Below are 22376 nucleotides of genomic sequence, written 5' to 3'. Positions count from 1 at the left end.
GTTCCTTCGGTCGATCCGGGCGATCGCATGTTTTTCTGGATTGGGCGCGGAGATGGTGGACGATATGCCACGTTCCGGCCCGGGGCCAGCGGGTGGAATGGACGCGCCTCACTTTTCCCCGCGTGCCCGCCGGCGGCCTTTGCCGTTGACCCGCCGGCGCCGGCATCCTATCCGAGCCGACCTGAACAGGGAAAGCGCGTGAACCAGCCGCCCGTGACGATGCCGCCGAGAACGCGGGTGCTGATGGCGGATGCCGCCGGCATCGAGGAGGCCGCGCGCCTTCTTGGCGGCGGCGGGCTGGTGGCGATCCCCACCGAGACGGTCTACGGCCTCGGCTGCGACGCCACCGATCCGCGCGCCGTCGCCGGCCTCTACGCCGCCAAGGGGCGGCCGAGCTTCAACCCGTTGATCGCCCATGTGCCGGATGTGGCCGCTGCGCGCGGTGTTGGGCGTCTTACCCCCGCCGCAGAGGCATTGGCCGCCGCCTTCTGGCCGGGTCCGCTGACGCTGGTGGTTCCCGCTATCGAGGGGGCGACGAGCGAATTGGCCCGGGCGGGACTGGCGAGCGTCGCCATCCGCGTGCCGGCGCATCCGGTGGCACAGGCGGTGCTGCGGGCGGCGGGGCGCCCCATCGCGGCGCCGAGCGCCAATCGCTCCGGCCATGTCTCGCCCACCAGCGCCGCCCATGTGCTGGCCGATCTCGACGGGCGGATCGAGTTGATCCTCGATGCCGGGCCGAGTGCCGTGGGGGTGGAATCGACCATTGTCGACTGCACCGGGCCCGTACCCGTTCTGCTGCGCCCCGGCGGCCTGCCGCGCGCGGCGATCGAGGCGGTGCTCGGCGGCCCGCTGGCCAATGCCCCCCCGCCTTCCGCTGGGGCGGCCGAGGATGACCCCGCCCCGCGCGCGCCGGGCATGCTCGCCTCGCATTACGCGCCCTCGGTGCCGGTCGGGCTCGGCATTGGCGAGGTGCGTCCCGGCGAGGCGCTGCTGACCTTCGCCGGGGCACGGCCACCGGGATTCGAACAGGCCGTCGCGCGGCTCGACCTCAGCCCCGCCGGCGATCTCGTCGAGGCGGCGGCCAATCTCTATGCCCATCTGCGCGCGCTCGACGGCACCGGCGCGCGCGCCATCGCTGTCGTTGCACTGCCCTCCCACGGGCTCGGCGAGGCCATTGCCGACCGCCTGCGCCGCGCTGCCGCCCCGCGCTGAAGCCGGAAATCGCAGAATGATGCGATCTCGTGCCATCTGACGGTGCGGAATTAACGCTCGCGCAAGGTTAATTTGCGACAACCATGGGGCTGGGGCGCGCAAGGTCTTGCCTGTTACTGACAGAGCACGCCGCAGAATGTGTTGTTGCGTCGTGTTGCGTGGGCGTCGGATGGGAATGCGGGTCTCAACGCGCGTTCAAGGCTGGGGGATGAGGGCCGGGCTCCTGCTGGCGATGCTGGCGGGCGGTAGCGGCACCATCGGCTACCAGGACATTGTCGGCCGCATGGCCCATCAGCCCGGCGTCGCGGAACGCGCGCGGCTTTCCATCCTCGGCGGCCCGGTCCACACGCTCAAGGCCTCGACCTTCGCCTGGCCCTCGGCCTCGGCGCTGATGTCCGGCTCGGCGATCGCGACGCCTCCGGCGGTCGCCCTCATCGTCGACGTCAACCGCGACGGCAAGGCCGATCGCCTCGCAATCGCCCCCTCCGAACCGCTCGAGGTCGACCCGCTCGACGGCGCGGCCGGCGATCTCACCCCCGGCAGTCTGGCCGGGGCGGGAACGGCGAGCCTCGGGCCGGCGGACACCCTCGTGCTCAGCCTGGGCACCGGCACCGGGGGGACGGAGGGCACGGCCGGCGCCGGCACCGACCCCTACGAGGATGCCGATGACGGCGAGGGTGCCGGCTTGGCCGCCGATATGGCCGACGTCGAGGCCAACGGCCTCTATTCCGTGCCGGCAGGCGACCCCACGGGCGACCCGACGCAGCTCGAACAGGCCGTGCTCGCGCAGGCCGCGAGCGGCGACTACCACGACATCAGCGTGCCGAGCGACGGCGCCCTCGCCGCCATGGAGGAGGGTGAGGACGAGCCGGGCCGCAGCTATTACGAGACCGACCCGGAACTGCCCCTCTACCGGCAGAATGCCTTCATCTTCGGGCTCGACCACGCGGCCCTGCCGCCGCAGCCCTTCCTGCATCTCTCGCCGGGCGCGCCGTCGGCCTCCGCCGCCCCGGGCGACAGCGGCACCACCACGGCCGCGAAGTCGGAGGCGGGCGACGGCCTGCGCCTCGCCGAGGGCCCGAGCCCGGCCGAGCGGCTGGGGCTTTCCGGCAAGCGGCGTGAGCGGGCGGAGAAGTGCCTCGCCGAGGCGGTCTATTTCGAGAGCCGGGGCGAGCCCCGGCGCGGCCAGATCGGCGTGGCGCAGGTGGTGATGAACCGGGTCTTCTCCGGCTACTACCCCTCCGACATCTGCCGCGCGGTCTACCAGAACGCCCGGCGCCGCTTCGCCTGCCAGTTCACCTTCGCCTGCGACAACATCCGCGACGTGGTGACGGAGCCGCGCCTGTGGGATCAGGCGAAGGAGATCGCCTCCGGCATGCTGGACGGCCTGATCTGGGACGAGAAGGTCGGGCGGGCGACCCATTACCACGCCCGCTCGGTGCGCCCGAACTGGATCCGCGAGATGCGCAAGCTCGACCGCATCGGCGAGCACACCTTCTACCGCCCGCGCCGCTGGACGAGCTGAAGCGGCTCTTTCGCCACGCCCGGCGGGCCATCGCCGGGACCGGGCGACCCTGCCCATCATCGCCTTCTCATCATCGCCGGGACTCTGCCTCCCGGACGGCGCGGAACGTATCGTCGCGGAACTGACGGTGGCAGGCGCGGCTGCGCGGGCAATTCTCCGCTCATCCCGTCATCCCGTCATCCCGGACGGCCGAAGGCCGATCCGGGATCGCGTGAAAGCCGGAGGGCGATCCCGGCTCGCCGCTTCGCGACGGCCGGGATGACGGCCGGAGGAGGGGTCGTTGGCGATCTGCGCGGCATAGACCGGGAGGCGCCCCCCCCGAAAACGACAACGCCCGGCGCGAGGCCGGGCATCGGGTAGTTCGCAGGGGGCGCCTTGAGGCTCAGTTGAGCTTCGACTTGACCTCGGCGACCGCCTCGTTGAGCAGCCGGTCGGCGGTGTCGCCGACGACATGGGCGGCAAGCAGGACCTGCGACGCCTTCACCGCGGCATCGGCAGCGGCGGCCCGCACTTCGGCCAGGGCCTGCGCCTCGGCCTGGGCGATCTTCTGCTCGGCCATCTTGGTGCGGCGGACGATGAGGTCCTCCAGCTTCTGCTTGGCCTCGGCGGCCAGACGCTCGGCCTCGGCCTTGGCCGTGGTGACGATCGCTTCGGCCTCTTCCTCCGCCTCGCGCTGGCGGCGCTTGTATTCGGCGACCAGCTTCTGCGCCTCTTCCTTCAGACGGCGGGCCTCTTCCAGCTCCTTGCGGATCCGCTCGCCGCGCGCGTCGAGCTGACCGAGCATGCCGGAGAAGGCGCCGGCCTTGGCGAGGATCGCCATGAAGATCACGAAGGCGACGGCGACCCAGAAAGTATCGCTACCCACGGTGCTCTCCTCAGTTCTTGATGGCGGCGTCGACCGCATCCTCGACCGCCTGCGGGGCGGGCGTGGAACCGACGAGCGTGTGGACGATGGCGCCGGCTGCCTCGACCGCGATGCCGCGGACATTGGTCAGCGCCGCCGTCTTGGTGGCCGCGATCTGCGCCTCGGCTTCCGCCAGCTTGGCGGACAGTTCGGCTTCCAGCGACTTGCGGCTCGCCTCGGACTCGGCCGACAGCTTGTCGCGGGTCTCGGTGGCGATGCCGTGCGCCTTGTTGCGGGCGGAGGCGAGCGCCTTTTCATAGGCGACCGCCGCAGCCTCGCTCTCGGCCTTCAGCTTGCCCGCTTCCTCGATGTCGTCGGCGATACGGTCGTGCCGCTCTTCGAGGATGTTGGCGATGCGCGGCAGGGCGATGCGGCTCATCAGCACGTAGAGCGCCGCGAACGCGATCACCAGCCAGATCAGCTGCGAGGGAAAGGTATGGACGTCGAAGGGCGGGAAGCCGCCGCCGTGCGCTTCCGCTGGGGGCACCGCAATCTCCACGCCGCTAGCCGCCGGAAGCGGACCGGAAGGTGCCGCTTGGGCGATGACGGTGATACCGGCCGGACCCTGGGTCTCGGACATGGTTCAGGCTTCCTCGATCGATACGGACGTCAGCTCAGTGCGACGACGGGCGCACCCCAAGGGCGCGCCCGGGCCGGAAGGCGTCAGACCACGAAGAGCAGAACGAGGGCGACGACCAGCGAGAAGATGCCGAGACCTTCCGCGAGCGCCGCGCCGATGAAGGCGCGGGCGAACTGGCCATCGGCCGCCGACGGGTTGCGCAGGGCGCCCGAGAGGAAGTTGCCGAAGATGGTACCGACGCCGATGGCGGCGAGGCCCATGCCGAGCGTGGCGAGACCGGCGCCGAGGAACTTGGCGGCTTCCGCTTCCATGATCTTCTCCTGTTGGAATAGTCAGATTGAGTGGATGGCTTGATGAGAGTCCCGCGACGCGCCGATCAGTGACCGGGATGCAGCGCGTCGTTGAGATAGATGCAGGTCAGCACCGCGAAGACGTAAGCCTGCAGGGCGGCGACCAGGAATTCGAGGGCGGTGAGCGCCACGACCATGAACAGCGGCAGCACGGCGCCGAACCAGCCGACGACGCCCGAGGCGGTCATCATCACGATGAAGCCGGCGAACACCTTCATGGCGATATGGCCGGCCAGCATGTTGGCGAACAGACGCAGCGACAGGCTGATCGGACGCGACAGGAAGGAGATCAGCTCGATCACCACCATGAACGGCAGCAGGAAGGCCGGCACGCCCGACGGCACGAACAGGCGCAGGAAGTGGGTGCCGTGGCGCACGAAGCCGTAGATGATGACGGTCAGGATCACCACCAGCGCCAGCGCGGCGGTGACGATGATGTGGCTGGTCACGGTGAAGGCATAGGGGATCATGCCGACGAAGTTGGCCGTCAGCACGAAGATGAAGAGCGAGAAGACGAGGGGGAAGAACTTCATCCCCTCATTGCCCGCCGAGCCCCGCACGGTGGAGGCCACGAATTCGTAGGAGAGTTCCGCCAGCGACTGAAGCCGGCCGGGAACCAGGGTGCGCCCGCGCGTGGCGAAGGTGAGGAAGAAGAACACCAGCGCGACGATGCCGAACATGAAGGCGGCGGAATTGGTGAAGGCGAGCTCGATGCCGCCGGGCTTCCCCAGCTCCACGATCTTGATGATCTGGAACTGATGGATCGGATCGATCACGCTGCCGCTGGCCATCGCCGGTCGCTGCCCTCAACATGCGGCGCCAACGGCGCCCCATCCCCATCCCAAGACACCGTGCACACGGCGCCGCCTTGTCGTCCGGGCGCCCGCCACGAGGGCCGGCGCCGAAAATCTGTCATGCCCCACCGCCGGGCGGCGTCTTGCGGCCCATCTCACCGGCGGCACGCATCATGTTCACGATGCCGGCGCCGAAGCCGAGCAGCATCAACACGATCATGCCCCACGGCGCGATGCCGAGAAGGCGGTCGATCCCCCAGCCGAGGCCGGCACCGACCAGAACCCCTGCGACGAACTCGCTTCCCAACCGGAAAGCCAGCGTCATGCCCGCCGAAGAGGACGTCCGGTCCGGGACGCGGGACGCCTTCTCCTCGGCCCTGCGCTCGGCCTGCACCTTGTCCAGCGCACTGCCGAGGCCCTCAAGCCTGCCGGAGAGCTCGGCATCGGAGACCTCCGACGGAGTTGAGCCCTTCTGGTCGTCCGCCTTGTCCCGGTCGCCCATCGTTCACGCTCAAGCCTGTCAGGAGAAGGATTTCTCCACCCCGAAGCCGGGCGCACCATAGTGTTCGCTCCAAGGGGTGTCAAGGATGTGAACACATCTTTCAAGTCATTGAAATGACATGGGAAATAGGGAGTGTGGACGCTCTGTCGCAGGCACCGGGAAGCCTGTTTTGCACCAAGGGAAGCCGTCCGCGTGTTTTTGGCATGCCAGAGACCGGACGGGAAATACGGCGAACGCCCCATATGAGCCCCCGGCAGGGGCTGCCGGAGCGGGCCGCGAGGGTTCCCCGCCCCGTTTGCCGCGAATCCTGCCGCAACGGCAGAGAGGAGAGAATCAGCTCGCCTCGAGGAAGCGCTCGGCAGTGGCGAGGTCGACCGAGACCAGCTTGGAGACGCCCCGCTCGGCCATGGTGACGCCAAACAGGCGGTTCATCCGGCTCATGGTGATCGGGTTGTGGGTGATGGTGACGAAGCGTGTCTCGGTAAGGCGGCGCATCTCGTCGAGCAGGTTGCAGAACCGCTCCACATTGGCGTCGTCGAGCGGCGCGTCCACCTCGTCGAGCACGCAGATCGGCGCCGGGTTGGTCAGGAACACGGCGAAGATCAGCGCCATGGCGGTCAGCGCCTGCTCGCCGCCCGACAGCAGCGACAGCGATTGCGGCCTCTTGCCGGGCGGCTTGGCGATGATGTCGAGGCCGGCCTCCAGCGGATCGTCCGAATCGGTGAGCACGAGCTGCGCCTCGCCACCGCCGAACAGGGTGGAGAAAAGCTGGCGGAAATGGCCGTCCACGATGGTGAAGCTCGCCTGCAGCCGCTCGCGCGCCTCGCGGTTGAGCCCGTAGATGCCATGGCGCAGGCGCTTGATCGCCTCGGTGAGGTCGTCGCGCTCGGCGGCGAGGCCCTTGTGCTGGCCCTCGATCTCGGAAAGCTCCTCCTCGGCGCGCAGATTGACGGCGCCGAGCCGCTCGCGGTCGGCCTTGAGGCGGGCCAGATCGGCCTCGACCTCGGCCAGCACCGGCATGTCGGCGTCATGCGCGATCCCGGCGATCTCGCGGGCGTCCTCGGGATTGCCGTCGAGCACCTCGCCGATCTCGCGCTCAAGGTCGTGCCGCCGCTGGCGGGCCGCTTCCACCCGGGCCTCGGCGCGGGCGCTGTCCTCGCGGGCGGAGGCGAGGGCATCCAGCGCAGCGCGCGCGGCCTTGTCGGTGTCGGCCTGCCCCGCTTCGGCGGCGGCGAGCGCGTCGGCGGCCTCGCGCCGGGCCTGCTCGGCTTTGGCGATCTCGTCGAGCAGGGCCCGGCGGCGCGCGGCGAAACGCGCGGGCGCATCGTCGAGGCCCTCGCGCTCGCCAGCGGCCTCGGCGACTCGCGCCTCCAGCGCCGCCACCCGCTCGCCCGTGCCCCCGGCCCGGCCTTCCCAGGAGGCCCGCTCGGCGGCGATGGCGGAGAGGCGCCGCACGCGCTGCTCGCGCTCGCGGCCCTGCGCGTCGGCGCGGGCGCGCGCTTCCGCCAGCACGGCGCGGTCCTGCGCCACCCGGGCACGGATTTCGGCCAGCCAGGCCTCACCCTCGGCGGCGGGCGGCTGCTCGGCGACGGCCGCGTGCGCCTCGGCCAGCGCGGCCTCCGCCTTCTCGCACTCCACATCCAGGCGGGCGAGATTGGCCGCGAGTGCGGCAAGGCGCGCATTCTGCTCGCCGGCGGCGCGCTCGGCGCGGGAGAGGTCCTCGCGCGCGACCTCCATGGTGCGCAGGGCGGCGCGGCGGCCTTCGCGCGCCGCATTCTCGCGGGCGCCGGCGGCGCGTAGCGAGGCTTCCGCCATCTCCAGCGCGGCGCGGTGGATGGCGACCTCGGCACGGGCGCCTTCCAGCTCGGCCTCGATATCGGCGAGGCGGTTGCGCTCGGCGAGGCGCCGGGCGGCGGCGGTCGGCGCGTCAGCGGCGGCGGTCAGCCCGTCCCAGCGCCACAGGTCGCCCTCGCGGGAGACGAGGCGCTGGCCGGGCCGGAGCAGGGCCGAAAGACGCGGGCCGTCATGGGCCAGCACAACGCCGATCTGGGCGAGGCGGCGGGCCAGCACCGGCGGCGCCTCGACATAAAGGGCCAGAGCCTCGACGCCCTGCGGCAGCGGCGCGTCGCCCGCCCCGTCGGACAGCGCCCAGTGGACCGGCGCGGCGACGGCGTCGGGCGCGTCGAGATCGTCGCCCAGCGCGGCGCCAAGGGCGCTCTCATAGCCACGCTCGACCCGGATCGAATCGAGCACGGGCGGCCATTGCCGGGGCGTACCGACGTCGAGCAGCTTGGAAAGGGTGCGCGCCTCGGTATCGAGACGCTGGGCCGCGCGCTCGGCCTCGGCCAGCGGACGGCGGGCCTGGTCGAGCGCGGCGCGGGCGCTCGCGTGGGCGTTCTCGGCCTCGAGGGCGGCGGCCTCGGCGCCGGAAAAGGCGTCCTGCGCGATCTCGGCGATCTCGCGCCGCTCGTCGAGCCGGGCGGCGCCGATGGCCTCCTCGAGCTGGCGGCGCTCGCCGGACAGCGCCTGCGCCTCCCGCTGCAACCGGGCGAGGCGCTCGCCCTCCTCGCGCAGCGCGCGCTCCAGCGCCCCGCGCCGGGCCGCGCTCTCGGCATTGGCGGCGGTCGCCTCGGCGAAGTCGCGCTCGGAATCGGCGAGCCGGCCGGCCGCCTCCTCGCGCAGCGCCACGGCCTCCGCTTCCAGCTCGGCCACCTGCTCCTGCGCGATGGCGAGTTCCTCCGCCTCCTCGATGAGGCGTTCCAGCATGGCGCCGGCATCGGCGGCCAGCGCCCGCTCGCGCTCCATGTCGCCGGCGAGCTGGGCGAGGCGGCGGTCGAGTTCCTCGCGGCGAGCGCCGGCGCGGGCCTCGTCGCGGTCGAGTTCACCGCGCGCCAGCGTCAGACGCTGAAGGGCGGCGGCGGCGGCGGCATCGGCCTCGCGCAGCGCCGGCAGTCCGTGCGCGGCGACGGCGGCGGCACGGGCCGCCTCGCCCTGCTGCAAGGTCCGCGCGGCAACCTCGCGCACCGCGAGATCGAGCGCCCGACTCGCCTCGCCGAGCCCTCCGCTCGCCTCCAGCCAGCGCAGCCAGAGCAGAGCGGCCTCGGCCTTGCGGATGTCGGTGGACAGCACGCGGTAGCGCGCCGCCTGCCGCGACTGGCGGCGCAGCGCGTCGAGCTGGCCGCCGATCTGGCCGATCACATCCTCCAGCCGGGTGAGGTTGGTCTCGGCGGCGCGCAGGCGCATCTCCGCCTCCTGCCGCCTTGCGTGCAGGCCGGCGACGCCCGCCGCCTCTTCCAGCAGGCGCCGGCGGGCCGAGGGCTTGGCGCCGACGATCTCGCCGATCTGGCCCTGCCGCACCATGGAGGGCGAGCGCGAGCCGGAGGAGGCGTCGGCGAACAGGATCTGCACGTCGCGCGCGCGCACCTCGCGCCCGTTGATGCGGTAGGAGGAGCCGGCCTCGCGCTCGATGCGGCGGGAGATTTCCAGAAAGTCGGCGTCGTTGAACACCGCCGGGGCGGAGCGGTCGGAATTGTCGACGGTGAGAACCACCTCGGCGGTGTTGCGCGAGGGCCGGGTGGTCGAGCCGCCGAAAATGACGTCGTCCATGCCCTCGGCGCGCATCGCCTTGTAGGAGCTCTCGCCCATCACCCAGCGCATGGCTTCGACAAGATTCGACTTGCCGCAGCCATTCGGGCCCACCACGCCGGTGAGGCCGGGCTCGATCAGCATGTCGGTCGGTTCGACGAAGGTCTTGAAGCCGACGAGGCGGAGGCGGGTGAACTTCATGGTCCTAGGGTGAGGCCAGGCAACCACAAGTTCAAGTGGATGGCGGGCGGCGATCCACGACATGTTGCGGCGGGCGGGTCGGCTGGACGGTGGCCGGCAGGCGGAACCAATGGCCTATTGCGACCGCGCGCCTTCTGCCGGCAGACTGTCCATCATCGCCCGATCCTGCCGTCGATTCCGCCTTGGGAGACAGAAGATGCGCAGCGTTGCCCTCGATATGTTCGATCTGCGCATATTGCGGGAGCTGCAGCAGGACGGCAGGCTGACCAATGCCGAGCTTTCCGAGCGCATCGGCCTGTCGCCCTCGCCCTGTCTGCGCCGCACCCGCCGGCTGGAGGAGGAGGGGCTGATCGCCTCCTATCAGGCGCGGCTGGAGCCGGGCCGGCTCGGCCTCGGCGTACTCGCCTTCATCCATGTGCATCTGGAACGGCAGGTGGAGGAGGCCGCGCGCGAATTCGAGGCGGCGGTGCTGGCGCTGCCGCAGGTGGTCGCCTGCTACAGCGTCACCGGCGACAGCGACTACATGCTGCATGTGGTGTGCGAGGACCTCGACGGCTTCGCCCATTTCGCCCATGACATATTGATGGGCCTGCCCGGCGTGCGCGGCGTGCGCTCCTCGCTCGCGCTCAAGCGGGTGAAGGAAAGCGGGCGGCTGCCGCTCGACCATCTGCGCCCCGTCGCCACGACCGATTCCGCTTCCGAAAAGACAGGCAGCGCGCCGCTCCGCCCGATAAAGCGGCCCTGAGCGGCAGAATCTGCCGCAGGCCGGCCTCCCGGCCCCCCGAGAACGCAAGGACATGCCGAACTAGGTCAACTACACTGACCTAGTTCGGCATTCATTCCCAGTCCCGCTCGGCACTCTCGGGAGGCGCGTCATGGCATTCGTGGCAGACACGTTGACACCTCTGGTCTCCCGCACCGCCGGCTCGGTCCGGTCGGCCGGGCTCGGCACGCCCGCCAACCTCGCCGCGCTGGCGCTGGCCGGCGCCGCCCTGCTGTGGTCCGGCAATTTCCTCGCCGGACGACTCGCCGCCGACATCGTGCCGCCGGCGACCTTTTCCGCCGCCCGCTGGGCGCTGGCCTTCGCGCTTCTGCTGCCCTTCACCGCCCGGGAGATCGTTACCCGGCGCGGGGAGATCGTCCGGCGCTGGCCGTTCTGGCTCGCCTGCGGCGTGCTGAACATCGGCGTGTTCACCGTGCTCATCTATGCCGGCCTCGCCCATACCAGCCTCGTCAACGGCTCGATCATCGGCGCGGCGGCGCCGATCCTCGTCGGTCTGTTCGGCTGGCTGCTGCTGGGCGAGCGGACCTCGGCGCGCTCGCGCCTCGCGCTCGCCGTCTCCACCGCCGGGGTCGGGCTGATCGTGCTGCGCGGCGACATCGCCACGCTGGCGCGGCTCGACCTGCATGGCGGCGATGTGCTGCTGTTTCTCGGTATCGCCGCCTTCGCGCTCTATGCCGTGCTGCTGAAGCGGTTCCCTACCGGCCTCTCGCCGGCCGCCGCGCTCACCGTGAGCATTCCCTTCGGCCTCGTCGCGCTGGCGCCGGTGGCGCTGTGGGAGATCGCCTTGCGCGACGCGGGAACGGTGCAGCCGGGCACGATCGCGCTTCTGGTGCTCTATGTCGGCAGCCTGCCGACGCTCGGCTTCGTGCTGTGGGCGCGCGGGGTCGGCACGCTCGGGCCGACGCGGGCCGGCCAGTTTCTCCAGCTCATGCCGGTGTTCGGCGGTGCGCTCGGCGTCGGCATCATCGGCGAGGCGATGCAGCTCTACCACGCGCTCGGCTTCGCGCTGGTGCTGACGGGGCTCGGCCTGCGCGACCGCCGCCTGCCGGAGAGCGCGCCCTCGCCTAGCGGCGCCTGAACAGGCGGCGGCCGAGCCGGTCGAGTTCCAGCGCCACGAAGGCGAAGCCGCAGCCCACCGTCACGTCGACCAGCCGCTCGGCGATGTCGTGGGCGGCCCCGCCGATGCCGCCGGCGACCAGCTCCAGCAGCAGGATGATGAAGGCGGTCAGCGCGGCGGCGCCGAGCGTGCCGTTGAGCTGCTGCGCCGGCCAGCGCAGCAGCGCCGCCAGCGCCATCCCCGTCAGCAGGGCGGCATGGGCCGGGAAGAGATGGCCGAAGCCGAGCGCGGCGAGGATGCCGAGCAGCGTGCCGGCGAGCTGCTGAATCATGAGCTGCCGGCTCATCAGCGAATCCGCCCTGAGCACCAGCACGATAGCGATCAGCGCCCAGTAGGGCCGGTGCAGGCCGAGGGCGAGGCTGGTGAACAACGCCAGCGGCACCGAGATCGCCACCGCCCCGGCGAATATCCAGCGCTCGCGCGCGGTGGCGCGGATGCGGGCGAGCACCGCGCGCGGCGCCGGCGCGACGGAGGGACGCCACAGGCCGACGACGAGATCCCAGCCAAGCGAGACCAGCCATGCCCAGACCGCGAAGCCGGCGACCACCGGAATGTCGGCCGGCTGCAGCGGCGCGTACAGCGCCCCGACCGCCAGCGTCAGGCAGAGGAAGCGCGAGGCCGCCGCCGCGCTCGGATCGATGCTCTCGACCAGCGCGTAGAGGGCGCCGGCAAGCGCGAAGGCGAGGATGATGAGGCCGGTGTGGTGAGCGACCAGCGTGCCGAGGCCGGTGCCGAGGAGAATCACCGCCCCGGCCGCGCCGATGCGCACGAGCCGCTGCGCCGCCGGCCCTCCGGTATCGAGGGTGAAGCCGAGGATGCAGGTCAGCATGGCGTAGATCAGCCAGATGTCGACGCCGACCACGAGGCCGACGGAGATCGGCGCCATCACCGTCAGGGCGAAGCGGATCGAGCGGGCGAGCAGGCCGTCGCCATGCCAGCGCGGCAGGTCGCCGGCTGCGGCGGGGGATGGTTTACCGATGGTTTCGACCATGCCGCATTCCCCCGGCCATTACCTTTACCCGGTCTTTACCCTGCGCGACGGAGATTGTGGATACGCGCTGCCGCGCGTCTGTTGCGTCCTGTTCGAGTAGGGTTGAGCGTCCATGAAGGTGGTTCGTAACGGGGAGGCCCGCGTGGCGTCCCGATCCGGCGCGATGCGCCGCCCCGGCCCGTCTTCCGAGCTTCCCCTCGACACCATCGTGCGCGGCGATTGCGTTGCCGCCCTGTCGCGGCTGCCGGCCGCTTCGGTCGACCTGATCTTCGCCGACCCGCCCTATAATCTCCAGCTCCAGGGCGAGCTGAAGCGGCCCGACGACAGCCGGGTCGACGCGGTGGACGACGCCTGGGACAAGTTCGAGAGCTTCGAGGCCTATGACGCCTTCACCCGCGCCTGGCTGCTGGCGGCGCGGCGCGTGCTCAAGCCCACCGGCACGCTGTGGGTGATCGGCTCCTATCACAACATCTTCCGCGTCGGCGCCATGCTGCAGGATCTCGACTTCTGGATCCTCAACGACATCGTCTGGCGCAAGACCAACCCGATGCCGAACTTCCGCGGCCGGCGCTTCACCAATGCGCATGAGACGCTGATCTGGGCGGCGCGCGAACCGGGCGGCAAGGGCTACACCTTCAATTACGAGGCGATGAAGGCGGCCAATGAGGACGTGCAGATGCGCTCCGACTGGCTGTTCCCGATCTGCTCGGGCGCCGAGCGGCTGAAGGACGATGACGGCCACAAGGTCCACCCGACCCAGAAGCCCGAGGCCCTGCTGGCGCGGGTGATCCTTTCCGCCTCGAAGCCGGGCGACGTGGTGCTCGACCCCTTCCTCGGCTCCGGCACCACGGCGGCGGTGGCCAAGCGCCTCGGCCGGCATTTCGTCGGCATCGAGCGCGATCCGGTCTACGCCGACGCCGCGCAGGCCCGCATCGACGCGGTGGAGCCGCTGCCCGACCTGACGCTGGCGGCCGCGCCGACTGCGCGCGAAGCCCCGCGCATCGCCTTCGGCGCCCTGCTGGAGCGCGGACTCATCGCACCCGGCACGCTGCTGACCGACGCCAGATCGCGATTCCGCGCGCTGGTGCGCGCCGACGGCACGCTGTCTCTGGAGACGGCGCCGGGCCTCGGCCAGATCGGCTCGATTCACCGCGCCGGCGCCATCGCGCAGGGCATCGACGCCTGCAATGGCTGGACCTTCTGGCACATCGCCACCCGCGAGGGACTGAAGCCCATCGACAGCCTGCGCGCCACGGCGCGCTCGGAAATGGCGCTGGCAGCGGAATAGCCCGCTCACAGCCGCGCCAGCACCTTGCGCATCACGCTCGGAAAGGCTTCGGCGTCGAAATCTTCGGGCCGCACCCAGCGATGGCCGGCGGGCGCGACCGCGCTCGACGGCAGTTCGGCGCGCCAGACGTCCAGTTCCAGCGCGAAATGGCTGAACACATGGGTGACGGGCGCATTGAGCGCCATCCATGAGGCCGGCAGCGGGGCATGGACGGCGGCGTTCGCCACGGCCGCGGCCTCCCAGGGCGTCGAGGGCACCTCGCTCATGCCGCCGAGCAGGCCGCGTGGGGGCCGCGAGCGCACCAGCACCGCACCGTCCGCCCGCACCGCGAGGAAGGCGACGCCGCGCCGCGTTGGCCGCGCGGCCTTGGCCGTCTTCAGCGGATAGCGCTCGGGCACGCCGGCCGCCCGCGCGGCGCAGGCATCGTTCCACGGGCAGAGCGCGCAGGCGGGCTTGCGCGGCGAGCATATGGTGGCGCCCAGATCCATCATCGCCTGCGCGAAATCGCCATGCCGCTCGTCCGGCAGCAAAGTGAGCGCCAGCGCGCGCAGCCGCGTCCGCGCCTTCGGCATCGGCTCCTCAACCGCGAAAAGGCGGGCGATCACCCGCTCCCAATTGCCGTCCACCGGAGCGGCGCGCCGGTCGAAGGCGATGGAAGCGATCGCGGCGGCCGTGTAGGGGCCGATGCCCGGCAGGGCGAGCAGCGCCGCCTCATCGGGCGGAAACCGCCCGTCATGGCGCTCCACCACCGCCCGGGCGCAGGCGTGCAGATTGCGGGCGCGGGCGTAATAGCCGAGCCCCGCCCAGGCCGAGAGCACCTCCTCCAGCGGCGCGGCCGCCAGCGCCTCCACCTCCGGCCAGCGCGCGAGGAAGGCGGCGTAATAGGGCGCCACCGTCACCACCGTCGTCTGCTGCAGCATGATTTCGGAAAGGAAGACGCGGTAGGGATGCTGGCGTTCGCCCGGGGGAGCGCGCCAGGGCAGGCGGCGGCGGTGGCGGTCGTACCAGGCGAGCAATGCCGCCGGCCGGGGCGGCGGGACGCGGGACGGATTGGCGGCTGGATTGGCGGCGGCTTGCATGCGATCCTCGGCGACGTGCCCGCAAGGTGGCTGTATCGGCCGCACCGGGCAAGACGAGATATCCGCCACGCCCGGCCTCCTACCCCGGCTCCGCATCCATGGCTCCACGCTCCTATCCGCGCCCGCTCGCCGACCTGATCGACGCGACCATCGCCGAGAGCTGCCGCCAGCGCGGCCTCGCCTCGGTGGAAATCGTCACACGCTGGGCCGAGATCGTCGGCGAGGCGCTGGCGGCGCGCGCCGTGCCGATCAAGCTGGCCTGGCCCTCGCGTCAGGACAGCGGCGAGCCCGGCGTGCTTCATGTGCGCGTCGAGGGCGGCTTCGCCATCGAATTGCAGCACGACGCGCCTGTGGTGATCGAGCGGGTGAACCGCTATTTCGGCTGGCGCTGCATCGGCCGGATCGCCCTGCGGCAGGGCCCGGTGCCGCGCCCACGGACGCGCCGGGCCTTCGTCGAGCCCGACGCGCGGGCCTGCGACGCGGTGAGGCACCGGCTCGACCGCGAGGTCGGCACGTTCGAGGATTCCGCGCTGGCTGACGCGCTGGCCCGGCTCGGCGTTCTGGTGGCGCGCGACGAGCGCAAACCCGCGCGGGAGCCCCGCCGGGGCGAGCCCGGCTTCACGCAGCGGTGACGTAGCGCGTGCGGCCCCCCCGTTGCCATGTTCGCGCGCTGGCTGTAGGCGCTACGACGTTCTGGGTCCGGCGGCGTCCGGCCTTCCCTTGGAGAGCTACCATGATCGACCGCCGTCGCGTCCTCGAAGGTATCGGCACCGCCGCGCTCACTGTCGGCGCGCTTGTCGCCCTCGCCTCCCCCGGCGGCCTTGCCGGCGGTCTCGGCCTGATCGGCCGGGCCGAGGCGCAGACGGTGGACACCGCAAAGCTGATGGCGCCGGGCCCGCTGCCCGACCAGGTGCTGGGCAAGGCCGACGCGCCGGTGACGATCGTCGAATACGCCTCGCTGACCTGCGGCCACTGCGCGCATTTCCACGAGACCACCTATCCGGTGCTCAAGGAGAAATACATCGACACCGGCAAGGTGCGCTTCATCCTGCGCGAGTTCCCGCTCGACATCGTGGCCAAGGCCGGCTTCATGCTGGCGCGCTGCGCCGGCGAGGGGAAGTACTACCCGCTCACCGACACGCTGTTCGAGACGCAGAAGAGCTGGGCCTTCGGCAACAACCCGGCGCAGGCGCTGCTTGCCATCGCCAAGCAGAGCGGCATGACCGAGCAGCAGTTCAACGCCTGCCTCAACGACACCAAGCTGGCCGGCCAGATCGACGAGACCACCAAGCTCGGCGCCGGGTTCGGCGTCGATTCCACCCCCACCTTCTTCATCAACGGCAAGAAGGTGTCGGGCGCCATGAGCGTGGCCGATCTCGACAAGGAACTGGCGCCCCTGCTCGGCAACTGAGCGGACGCACACCCGACGATCACAAGGGCGGCCTCGCGAGGGCCGCCCTTTTTCATTCGGGGACCGGACGTGCCGGCAGGCGGGCGCGCTTGCGCACCACGTCTGCCACCTCGCGTGCCGCCCCCGTCGTCGCCCTTATGCCGGCAGCACGATCCGTCCCTCGGCGTCGAGGCCGAAGCCGGGATTGTGGGCGATTTCCCAGGCGTGGCCGTCGGGATCGGCGACATAGCCGGAATAGCCGCCCCAGAAGGTCGCCTGCGCCGGCCTCAGCGCCCGCCCGCCGGCCGCCACGGCCCGGATGAGCGTGGCGTCGACCTCGGCGCGGCTGGCGCGGTTGCAGGCCAGCGCCAGCCCGCCGAACTGCCCCGGCCGGCCGGGAAGAACGCCGGCGTCGGCGGCCAGCTCGTGGCGCGGATAAAGCGAGAGCACCGCTCCCCCGGCATCGAAGAAGGCCACGCCCTCCGCCTGCCGCACCCGCCGCTCCAGCCCCAGCGCCTCGTAGAAGGCGATCGCCCGGGGAAGATCGGCAACGCCGAGCGTGACCAGCGACAGCCTGAGCGGCGGCACCGCGCGGGCGGCCGCCCGGCGACGCAGCACGCCCGCATCGGCTTCTTCCTCGCCCGCCGTGCCCGGCGGTTCGTCCACGCCTGCGATGCTCATGTCTCCTCCCCGAACAGCGACAATTGCTCGCCCTTTCGCGGCGGGCGGCGGAAATGGCGGGTGGTCAGCCGCGTGTGGCGCTTGTTGAGACCGAGCCGTTCGACCGCGATCTCGAAGCGCCGCGCCATGGTCCAGGCATAGGGGCCCGAGCCGGTCATGCGCTGGCCGAAGGTCGAATCATATTCGCGTCCCCCGTGCATCTCCTTCAGGAGCGAGAGCACATGGCGGTAGCGGTCCGGGAAATGCGCCAGCAGCCATTCGCGAAACAGGTCGCGGATCTCCAGCGGCACGCGCAGCATGACATAGCCGGCTTCCGACGCCCCGGCGGCGGCGGCGGCATCGAGAATGCGCTCGATCTCCGCGTCGGTCACGGCCGGGATGACGGGGGCGACCAGCACGGCGGTCGGCACGCCCGCCTCGCTCAGCCGGCGGATGGTGTCGAGCCGGCGCTGCGGCGTCGCCGCGCGCGGCTCCATGAGGCGGGCGAGCTTGTGGTCGAGCGAGGTGACGGACAGCGCCACCTTGACCAGCCCGCGCTCGGCCATCGGCGCGAGGATGTCGAGGTCGCGCAGCACCAGCGCCGACTTGGTGACGATGCCGACCGGATGGCCAAAGGCGCTCAGCACTTCGAGGATGCGCCGGGTCAGCCGCCATTCGCGCTCGATCGGCTGGTAGCCGTCGGTGTTGATGCCGAGCGCAATGGTGCGCGGCTCGTAGCCGGGCCGGGCGAGTTCCTTCTCCAGCAGTTCCGGCGCGTCCGGCTTGGCGAACAGCTTGGTCTCGAAGTCGAGCCCGGCGGAGAGGCCCTGATAGGCATGGGTCGGCCGCGCGAAGCAGTAGACGCAGCCATGCTCGCAGCCGCGATAGGGATTGATCGAGCGGTCGAAGCCGACATCGGGCGAATCATTGCGGTTGATGATGGTGCGCGGCTTTTCCACCGTCACGCTGGTGCGGAAGGCCGGCAGGTCGTCGAGGCTCTGCCAGCCGTCGTCGAACGCCTCGCGCGCATGCGGCTCGAAGCGGCCCGCCGCGTTGGAGAGGGCGCCGCGCCCGCGCCGGCGCTCGCCGTCGACCACGCCGCCCGGCGCCGGCGGCGCGGAAATGTCCATCTCCGACAGGGAGGAAAGGTCGCGGGAAGCCGCCTCGGTCTCCCTTTGCCGCTGCGCGCGGCGCTCCTGCGCCAGCCGCCCGACATGGCGGGGCGCCGGAGCGGAGGATCCCGAAAGCGCCGCGCGCGGCGCCCCCGAAGCGGTTTCGATGATGCGGCGTTCCATGGCGGAATCTCTACCCTGACAATGAGAACATAGCAAGAACATTGGCTGAATTGCGACAGCCGGGCTATACGCGCGCACATCGGTGCGATAGGCAGGGAAACGCTTTCTCCGTCAGGCCTTCGGGCCGGTTCCAGCCGACATTTCGAGGGTGCCTGGGCGCGTGATCTCGGTCGTCATTCCCACCGGTGAGACTTCCAAGCTGCTGATCCCGACCCTGGCCTCGCTCGTGCCCGGCGCTGCCGCCGGCATCGTCCGCGAGGTCGTGCTCGTCGATTCGGGCGGGCAGGCGGAGGTGGCGGAGATCGCCGACGCGGCGGGCTGCGAATATATGGAAGGCCCCGCCGATCCCGGCGCCCGGCTGGCCGCCGGCGCGGCGGCGGCGCGCGCGCCCTGGCTGCTCTTTCTCGAACCGATGGGGCTGCTGCAGGACGGCTGGACGCGCGAGGTGCGCAGCTTCACCGACCAGGCCGAGCGCAGCGGCGCGACGGATTCGCGGGCGGCGACCTTCCGGCTGGCGCTGGACGGTTTCGGCGTGTCGCCGCGCCTCAAGGAAGCCGCGGCCGTCATCGGCCACGCGCTGACCGGGCGGCCGCGCCCCGAGCAGGGGCTGCTGATCCATCGCAGCTTCTACGACGTGCTCGGCGGGCATAGCCACGGCGCCCACACGGCGCGCCGGCTCTTCGCCCGCGTCGGCCGGCGGCGGCTGGTGCTGCTGCGCTCGCAGATGCTGCTGCCCGAGGGCTGAACCGCCCCGAGCGGACTTACGCCGGCGCGCGCAGCTTGCCGCGCTTCAGATGCTCGTCGAGCCGGGGCAATATCTCGACGAAATTGCAGGGCTTGTGGCGGATATCGAGCTGGTGGACGAGGATCTCGTCCCAGCCGTCGCGGCAGGCGCCGGGCGAGCCCGGCAGGCAGAAAACATAGGTCGCGTTGGCGACCCCGGCGGTGGCGCGGCTCTGCAGGGTCGAGGTGCCGATCTTGCCGAAGGAGACCATGTGGAACACGGTCGAGAAGCCGTCCATGCGCTTCTCGAACAGCGGCTCCACCGCCTCCGGTGTCACGTCGCGGCCGGTGAAGCCGGTGCCGCCGGTGGTGATCACCACATCGACCGCCGGGTCGGCGATCCAATTGGCGACGCGGGAGCGGATCGCCTCCACATCGTCGGTCACGATGGCGCGGTCGGCAAGGCGGTGGCCGGCCGTCTCCAGCCGCTCCACCAGCGTGTTGCCGGAGCGGTCGTCGGCCGGGGTGCGGGTGTCGGAGATCGTCAGCACGGCGATCGCCAGCGGCACGAAGGGCGTCGGGTTGGACTGGGTACTCATCACGGCCTCGTTCGGCGGCGGTCGCGGCCCGCCGCCTGTCAGATATTGCCCTGGAAGGTGTTGCAGCGCTGCATGGAGCCGCCGTCCAGTCCCAGCTTGAACCACTTCATGCGCTGCGCCGAGGTGCCGTGGGTGAAGCTGTCCGGCACGACATAGCCCTGCGTCTGCTTCTGCAGCCGGTCGTCGCCGATGGCGGAGGCGGCGTTCATCGCCTCCTCGATATCGCCGTCCTCAAGGATGCGCCACTGCGCATTGGCGTGATGCGCCCAGACGCCGGCGAGGCAGTCGGCCATCAGTTCGACGCGCACCGACAGCGCATTGGCCTCGGCCGGGGAAGCCTGGCGCTGCGCCGCCTGCACCTTCGCCAGCAGGCCGATCTGGTTCTCGACATGGTGGCCGACCTCATGCGCGATCACATAAGCGGCGGCGAAGTCGCCCGGCGCACGGAAGCGCTGGCTCATTTCCTTGAAGAAGGAGGTGTCGAGATAGACCTTCTGGTCGCGCGGGCAATAGAACGGCCCGACCGCCGAATCCGCCGCGCCACAGGCCGAGCGCGTGGCGCCGGAGAACAGCACGAGGCCCGGCTCGCTATAGGTCGCACCCTCGGCCTTGAAGATCGGCGTCCAGACATCCTCGGTCTGGGCCAGCACGACGGCGGCGAAGTCGCCGAGCTTCTTGTCCTCGGTGCTGATGCTGCGCGAGGGCGCCGGCTGGCCCTGGGGCTGGCTGTAGCCGCTACCCTCGCCGTCCCCGAGCAGGATCTCGGCCCCGCCGATGAGCACGGCCGGATTGATGCCGGTCGCCCAGGCGATGAGGCCAATGACGATCAGTCCGCCGATGCCGAGCCCGCCGCGCCCGCGCATGCCACCGCCTCGGCCGAAGCCGCCGCCGAGCCCGCCGCCCAGACCGCCGCCGAAGCCGCCGCTCTGGCCCCGGCGATCCTCGACGTTCTTGCTCCGCCGAAAATCCTCCCAACGCATGGAACCCTCCCCGGCGCACCGCCGCCACGGCGATACTTATGTACTCACGCCGTGGCGGCAATGCGGGAAGTGGCGCAGGGTTCCGCGCCGATCAGGCGGCGACCCGGCGCGGCGCCGAAATCCACTGGCGTGCCAGCGTGATGTCGGCCTGCGAAAGCCCGTGCCCGACCGGCAGGGTGCGGTGGTCGAGCGAGGCTCCCGCCGCGCGCAACTGGCCGGCGAGCCGGGCGGCGTTCTCCTCCGGCACGATGGGATCCATGCCGCCGGAGAGCAGCAGCACGCCGCGCCCGCCGAGATCGGCCGCCGGCGGATCGGCCAGCGGCACCATGGCGCGCAGCAGCACGGCGCCGGCCAGCACATCAGGCTGGGTCAGCAGCAGGGCGGCGGCGATGTTGGCGCCGTTGGAGAAGCCGACCGCCACCGGGGCGGCGAGCCCATGGGCCGCGCGCGCCTCGGCGATGAAGGCGGCAAGCTCGGCGGCGCGCAGACGCACGTCCGCCTCGTCGAACACGCCCTCGCGCAGCCGGCGGAAGAAGCGCGGCATGCCGCCCTCCAGCACCTTGCCGCGCGGGGAGAGCAACGCCGAGCCCGGTGAGATCATGCGGCCGAGCTGGATCAGGTCGTTCTCGTCGCCGCCGGTGCCGTGCAGCAGCAGCAGCGGGGGCGCGCCCGCCTCGCTGGCGGGCTCATAGCGATGCACGAAGGAAAGCGCGGTGTCGGTCATAACGGCCTCCTTATAAGTGTGAAACGCGTCATCCCGGCCAGAGGCAAAGCCGCAGAGCCGGGATCGCCCACCATTCTGGCAGCAATCCCGGATCGGCCTTCCGGCCGTCCGGGATGACGGCTGTATCCGACCGCCTACTTGAGGCGGCACCCTTGGGTCAGGCGATCTCGGGCAGCACGGCCTCGATCTGGTCGCGGCGGCCCTCGAGGAAGCCGGGCAGCTTCAGCGCCTCGCCGAGCTTCGCCATCGGCTCGTCCGCGGCGAAGCCGGGAACGTCGGTGGCGATCTCGAACAGCACATGGCCAGGCTCGCGGAAGTAGACGGACCGGAAGTAGTTGCGGTCCTTCTGCTCCGTGGTGCGGATGCCGTGATTCTCGGCGAGCTTCCTCACCATGGCGAACTCAGCCTCGTCATCCGCGGCGCGGAAGGCGATGTGATGCACCGAGCCGCCGCCCATGCGGGCGGGAAGGAAGCCGCCGGCCTCATGAATGTCGACGATGGAGCCGACATCGGTTCCCTCGGCCTTGAAGCGCACCAGCGAGCCCTCGCGGCCGATCTGGGTGAACCCGAAGACGTCGGTGAGGATGGCGCCGGTGGGCGCCGCCTCGGCCAGCAGCAGGTTCACGCCGTGGAAGCCGCGAATGGCGTTCTCGGCGGGCACGTCGGTGCCGATCCAGGTGGGCTGGTTCTCGATGCCGGCCACGCCGACCAGCGCGAGGCGCATGCCGTGCGGGTCCTTGAAGGCCAGCACGGTCTCGCCGAAGCGCTTCACCGGCGCGCTGTGCGCCACGCCCTTCTCGACGAAGCGCTGCGTCCAGTAGCCGATCGAGCCTTCCGGCACGCGGAAGGAGGTCTCCTGCGTCTCGCCGATGCCGAGGCGGCCGGGCGCCACGTGATCCCACGGGAAGAAGGTGAGGATCGTGCCGGGCGCGCCGGCCTCGTCGCCATAATAGAAGTGATAGGTGCCCGGATCGTCGAAATTGACGGTCTTCTTGACCAGCCGGAGACCGAGCGTGCGGGTGTAGAATTCGACGTTGCGGCGCGCATTGCCAGCGATCGCCGTCACATGATGGATGCCGTTGCGGTTCATTGT

22 protein-coding genes are annotated in these 22376 nt (G+C 71.1%); 8 read left to right on the top strand and 14 right to left on the bottom strand.

What is annotated here, in order from left to right; genetic code table 11:
* The first annotated feature begins 219 nt into the window (after nucleotides 1-219).
* Complete coding sequence (locus tag GBB76_RS14875; RefSeq protein ID WP_202911246.1) at nucleotides 220-1212, top strand: L-threonylcarbamoyladenylate synthase; 993 nt, start codon at nucleotides 220-222, stop codon at nucleotides 1210-1212.
* A 208-nt stretch (nucleotides 1213-1420) separates the two neighbouring features.
* Nucleotides 1421-2737 carry a cell wall hydrolase gene (locus GBB76_RS14870; protein WP_246668943.1) on the top strand — a complete coding sequence of 439 codons (1317 nt, stop codon included), beginning with the start codon at nucleotides 1421-1423 and terminating at the stop codon, nucleotides 2735-2737.
* A 382-nt stretch (nucleotides 2738-3119) separates the two neighbouring features.
* On the opposite strand, the gene GBB76_RS14865 is transcribed toward GBB76_RS14870, so the two are convergent.
* The 6 genes from GBB76_RS14865 to GBB76_RS14840 all read right to left on the bottom strand — a co-directional run bounded on the left by GBB76_RS14865 (nucleotide 3120) and on the right by GBB76_RS14840 (nucleotide 9653).
* A complete protein-coding gene (locus GBB76_RS14865) occupies nucleotides 3120-3641 on the bottom strand; it encodes an ATP F0F1 synthase subunit B (RefSeq protein WP_202911113.1) in 522 nt (173 codons plus the stop codon).
* On the bottom strand, nucleotides 3613-4221 hold the full coding sequence (locus GBB76_RS14860; RefSeq protein ID WP_152304023.1) for a F0F1 ATP synthase subunit B: 609 nt from the start codon (nucleotides 4219-4221) through the stop codon (nucleotides 3613-3615). Before GBB76_RS14860 ends, GBB76_RS14865 begins: the two co-directional genes overlap by 29 nt.
* An 83-nt stretch (nucleotides 4222-4304) precedes the next feature.
* Entirely contained in the window at nucleotides 4305-4532 is a 228-nt protein-coding gene (locus GBB76_RS14855; protein WP_131833791.1) for a F0F1 ATP synthase subunit C, read from the bottom strand.
* A gap of 65 nt (nucleotides 4533-4597) precedes the next feature.
* A complete protein-coding gene (locus tag GBB76_RS14850; protein ID WP_202911245.1) occupies nucleotides 4598-5347 on the bottom strand; it encodes a F0F1 ATP synthase subunit A in 750 nt (249 codons plus the stop codon).
* 136 nt (nucleotides 5348-5483) lie between these two features.
* Complete coding sequence (locus tag GBB76_RS14845) at nucleotides 5484-5867, bottom strand: AtpZ/AtpI family protein (RefSeq protein WP_152304021.1); 384 nt, start codon at nucleotides 5865-5867, stop codon at nucleotides 5484-5486.
* A 333-nt stretch (nucleotides 5868-6200) separates the two neighbouring features.
* Nucleotides 6201-9653, bottom strand: coding sequence for a chromosome segregation SMC family protein (locus tag GBB76_RS14840; protein ID WP_152304020.1), 3453 nt, complete (start codon nucleotides 9651-9653; stop codon nucleotides 6201-6203).
* 196 nt (nucleotides 9654-9849) lie between these two features.
* Here GBB76_RS14840 and GBB76_RS14835 point away from each other — a divergent pair, with 196 nt between their 5' ends.
* The gene (locus GBB76_RS14835; protein WP_152304019.1) at nucleotides 9850-10398 is read left to right on the top strand and encodes an Lrp/AsnC family transcriptional regulator; all 549 of its coding nucleotides are present in this window, start codon (nucleotides 9850-9852) and stop codon (nucleotides 10396-10398) included.
* 130 nt (nucleotides 10399-10528) lie between these two features.
* Nucleotides 10529-11515 (top strand): DMT family transporter, encoded by a 987-nt coding sequence (locus GBB76_RS14830; protein ID WP_152304018.1) that lies wholly within the window; start codon nucleotides 10529-10531, stop codon nucleotides 11513-11515.
* On the opposite strand, the gene GBB76_RS14825 is transcribed toward GBB76_RS14830, so the two are convergent.
* Complete coding sequence (locus GBB76_RS14825) at nucleotides 11502-12545, bottom strand: FUSC family protein (protein WP_152304017.1); 1044 nt, start codon at nucleotides 12543-12545, stop codon at nucleotides 11502-11504. The two genes, GBB76_RS14830 and GBB76_RS14825, sit on opposite strands and share 14 nt — an antisense overlap.
* 112 nt (nucleotides 12546-12657) lie before the next feature.
* On the opposite strand from GBB76_RS14825, the gene GBB76_RS14820 reads away from it, so the two are divergent.
* A complete protein-coding gene (locus tag GBB76_RS14820) occupies nucleotides 12658-13833 on the top strand; it encodes a site-specific DNA-methyltransferase (RefSeq protein WP_152304016.1) in 1176 nt (391 codons plus the stop codon).
* A gap of 5 nt (nucleotides 13834-13838) precedes the next feature.
* Here the strand turns inward: GBB76_RS14820 and mutY are convergent, their stop codons facing one another.
* On the bottom strand, nucleotides 13839-14912 hold the full coding sequence (mutY, locus tag GBB76_RS14815) for an A/G-specific adenine glycosylase (protein WP_152304015.1): 1074 nt from the start codon (nucleotides 14910-14912) through the stop codon (nucleotides 13839-13841).
* A 98-nt stretch (nucleotides 14913-15010) separates the two neighbouring features.
* Here mutY and GBB76_RS14810 point away from each other — a divergent pair, with 98 nt between their 5' ends.
* Nucleotides 15011-15544, top strand: a complete 534-nt coding sequence (locus tag GBB76_RS14810; protein ID WP_152304014.1) for a DUF721 domain-containing protein — start codon at nucleotides 15011-15013, stop codon at nucleotides 15542-15544.
* Nucleotides 15545-15645: 101 nt separating this feature from the next.
* Nucleotides 15646-16323 carry a DsbA family protein gene (locus tag GBB76_RS14805; RefSeq protein WP_152304013.1) on the top strand — a complete coding sequence of 226 codons (678 nt, stop codon included), beginning with the start codon at nucleotides 15646-15648 and terminating at the stop codon, nucleotides 16321-16323.
* A 135-nt stretch (nucleotides 16324-16458) separates the two neighbouring features.
* On the opposite strand, the gene GBB76_RS14800 is transcribed toward GBB76_RS14805, so the two are convergent.
* The gene (locus tag GBB76_RS14800; RefSeq protein WP_152304012.1) at nucleotides 16459-16983 is read right to left on the bottom strand and encodes a VOC family protein; all 525 of its coding nucleotides are present in this window, start codon (nucleotides 16981-16983) and stop codon (nucleotides 16459-16461) included.
* The gene (locus tag GBB76_RS14795; protein ID WP_202911244.1) at nucleotides 16980-18092 is read right to left on the bottom strand and encodes a PA0069 family radical SAM protein; all 1113 of its coding nucleotides are present in this window, start codon (nucleotides 18090-18092) and stop codon (nucleotides 16980-16982) included. The genes GBB76_RS14800 and GBB76_RS14795 overlap by 4 nt, the downstream gene beginning before the upstream one ends.
* Before the next feature lie 325 nt (nucleotides 18093-18417).
* On the opposite strand from GBB76_RS14795, the gene GBB76_RS14790 reads away from it, so the two are divergent.
* Nucleotides 18418-19002, top strand: a complete 585-nt coding sequence (locus GBB76_RS14790) for a glycosyl transferase (RefSeq protein WP_152304010.1) — start codon at nucleotides 18418-18420, stop codon at nucleotides 19000-19002.
* Nucleotides 19003-19018: 16 nt separating this feature from the next.
* Here the strand turns inward: GBB76_RS14790 and moaB are convergent, their stop codons facing one another.
* The 4 genes from moaB to GBB76_RS14770 all read right to left on the bottom strand — a co-directional run bounded on the left by moaB (nucleotide 19019) and on the right by GBB76_RS14770 (nucleotide 22373).
* Nucleotides 19019-19579 carry a molybdenum cofactor biosynthesis protein B gene (gene moaB / locus GBB76_RS14785; protein ID WP_152304009.1) on the bottom strand — a complete coding sequence of 187 codons (561 nt, stop codon included), beginning with the start codon at nucleotides 19577-19579 and terminating at the stop codon, nucleotides 19019-19021.
* A gap of 38 nt (nucleotides 19580-19617) precedes the next feature.
* Entirely contained in the window at nucleotides 19618-20559 is a 942-nt protein-coding gene (locus tag GBB76_RS14780; protein WP_152304008.1) for a neutral zinc metallopeptidase, read from the bottom strand.
* Nucleotides 20560-20650: 91 nt separating this feature from the next.
* Nucleotides 20651-21283, bottom strand: coding sequence for an alpha/beta hydrolase (locus GBB76_RS14775; RefSeq protein WP_152304007.1), 633 nt, complete (start codon nucleotides 21281-21283; stop codon nucleotides 20651-20653).
* Between the two features lie 157 nt (nucleotides 21284-21440).
* Nucleotides 21441-22373: a ring-cleaving dioxygenase gene (locus GBB76_RS14770; RefSeq protein ID WP_152304006.1), complete on the bottom strand. Its 933-nt coding sequence runs from the start codon at nucleotides 22371-22373 to the stop codon at nucleotides 21441-21443.
* Nucleotides 22374-22376: the final 3 nt, after the last annotated feature.

This window comes from Ancylobacter sp. TS-1 (genome assembly GCF_009223885.1).
Lineage (GTDB): Bacteria > Pseudomonadota > Alphaproteobacteria > Rhizobiales > Xanthobacteraceae > Ancylobacter.
The sequence above is the reverse complement of the archived record's forward strand: the minus strand, read 5'-3'. Positions and strand labels throughout refer to the sequence as shown.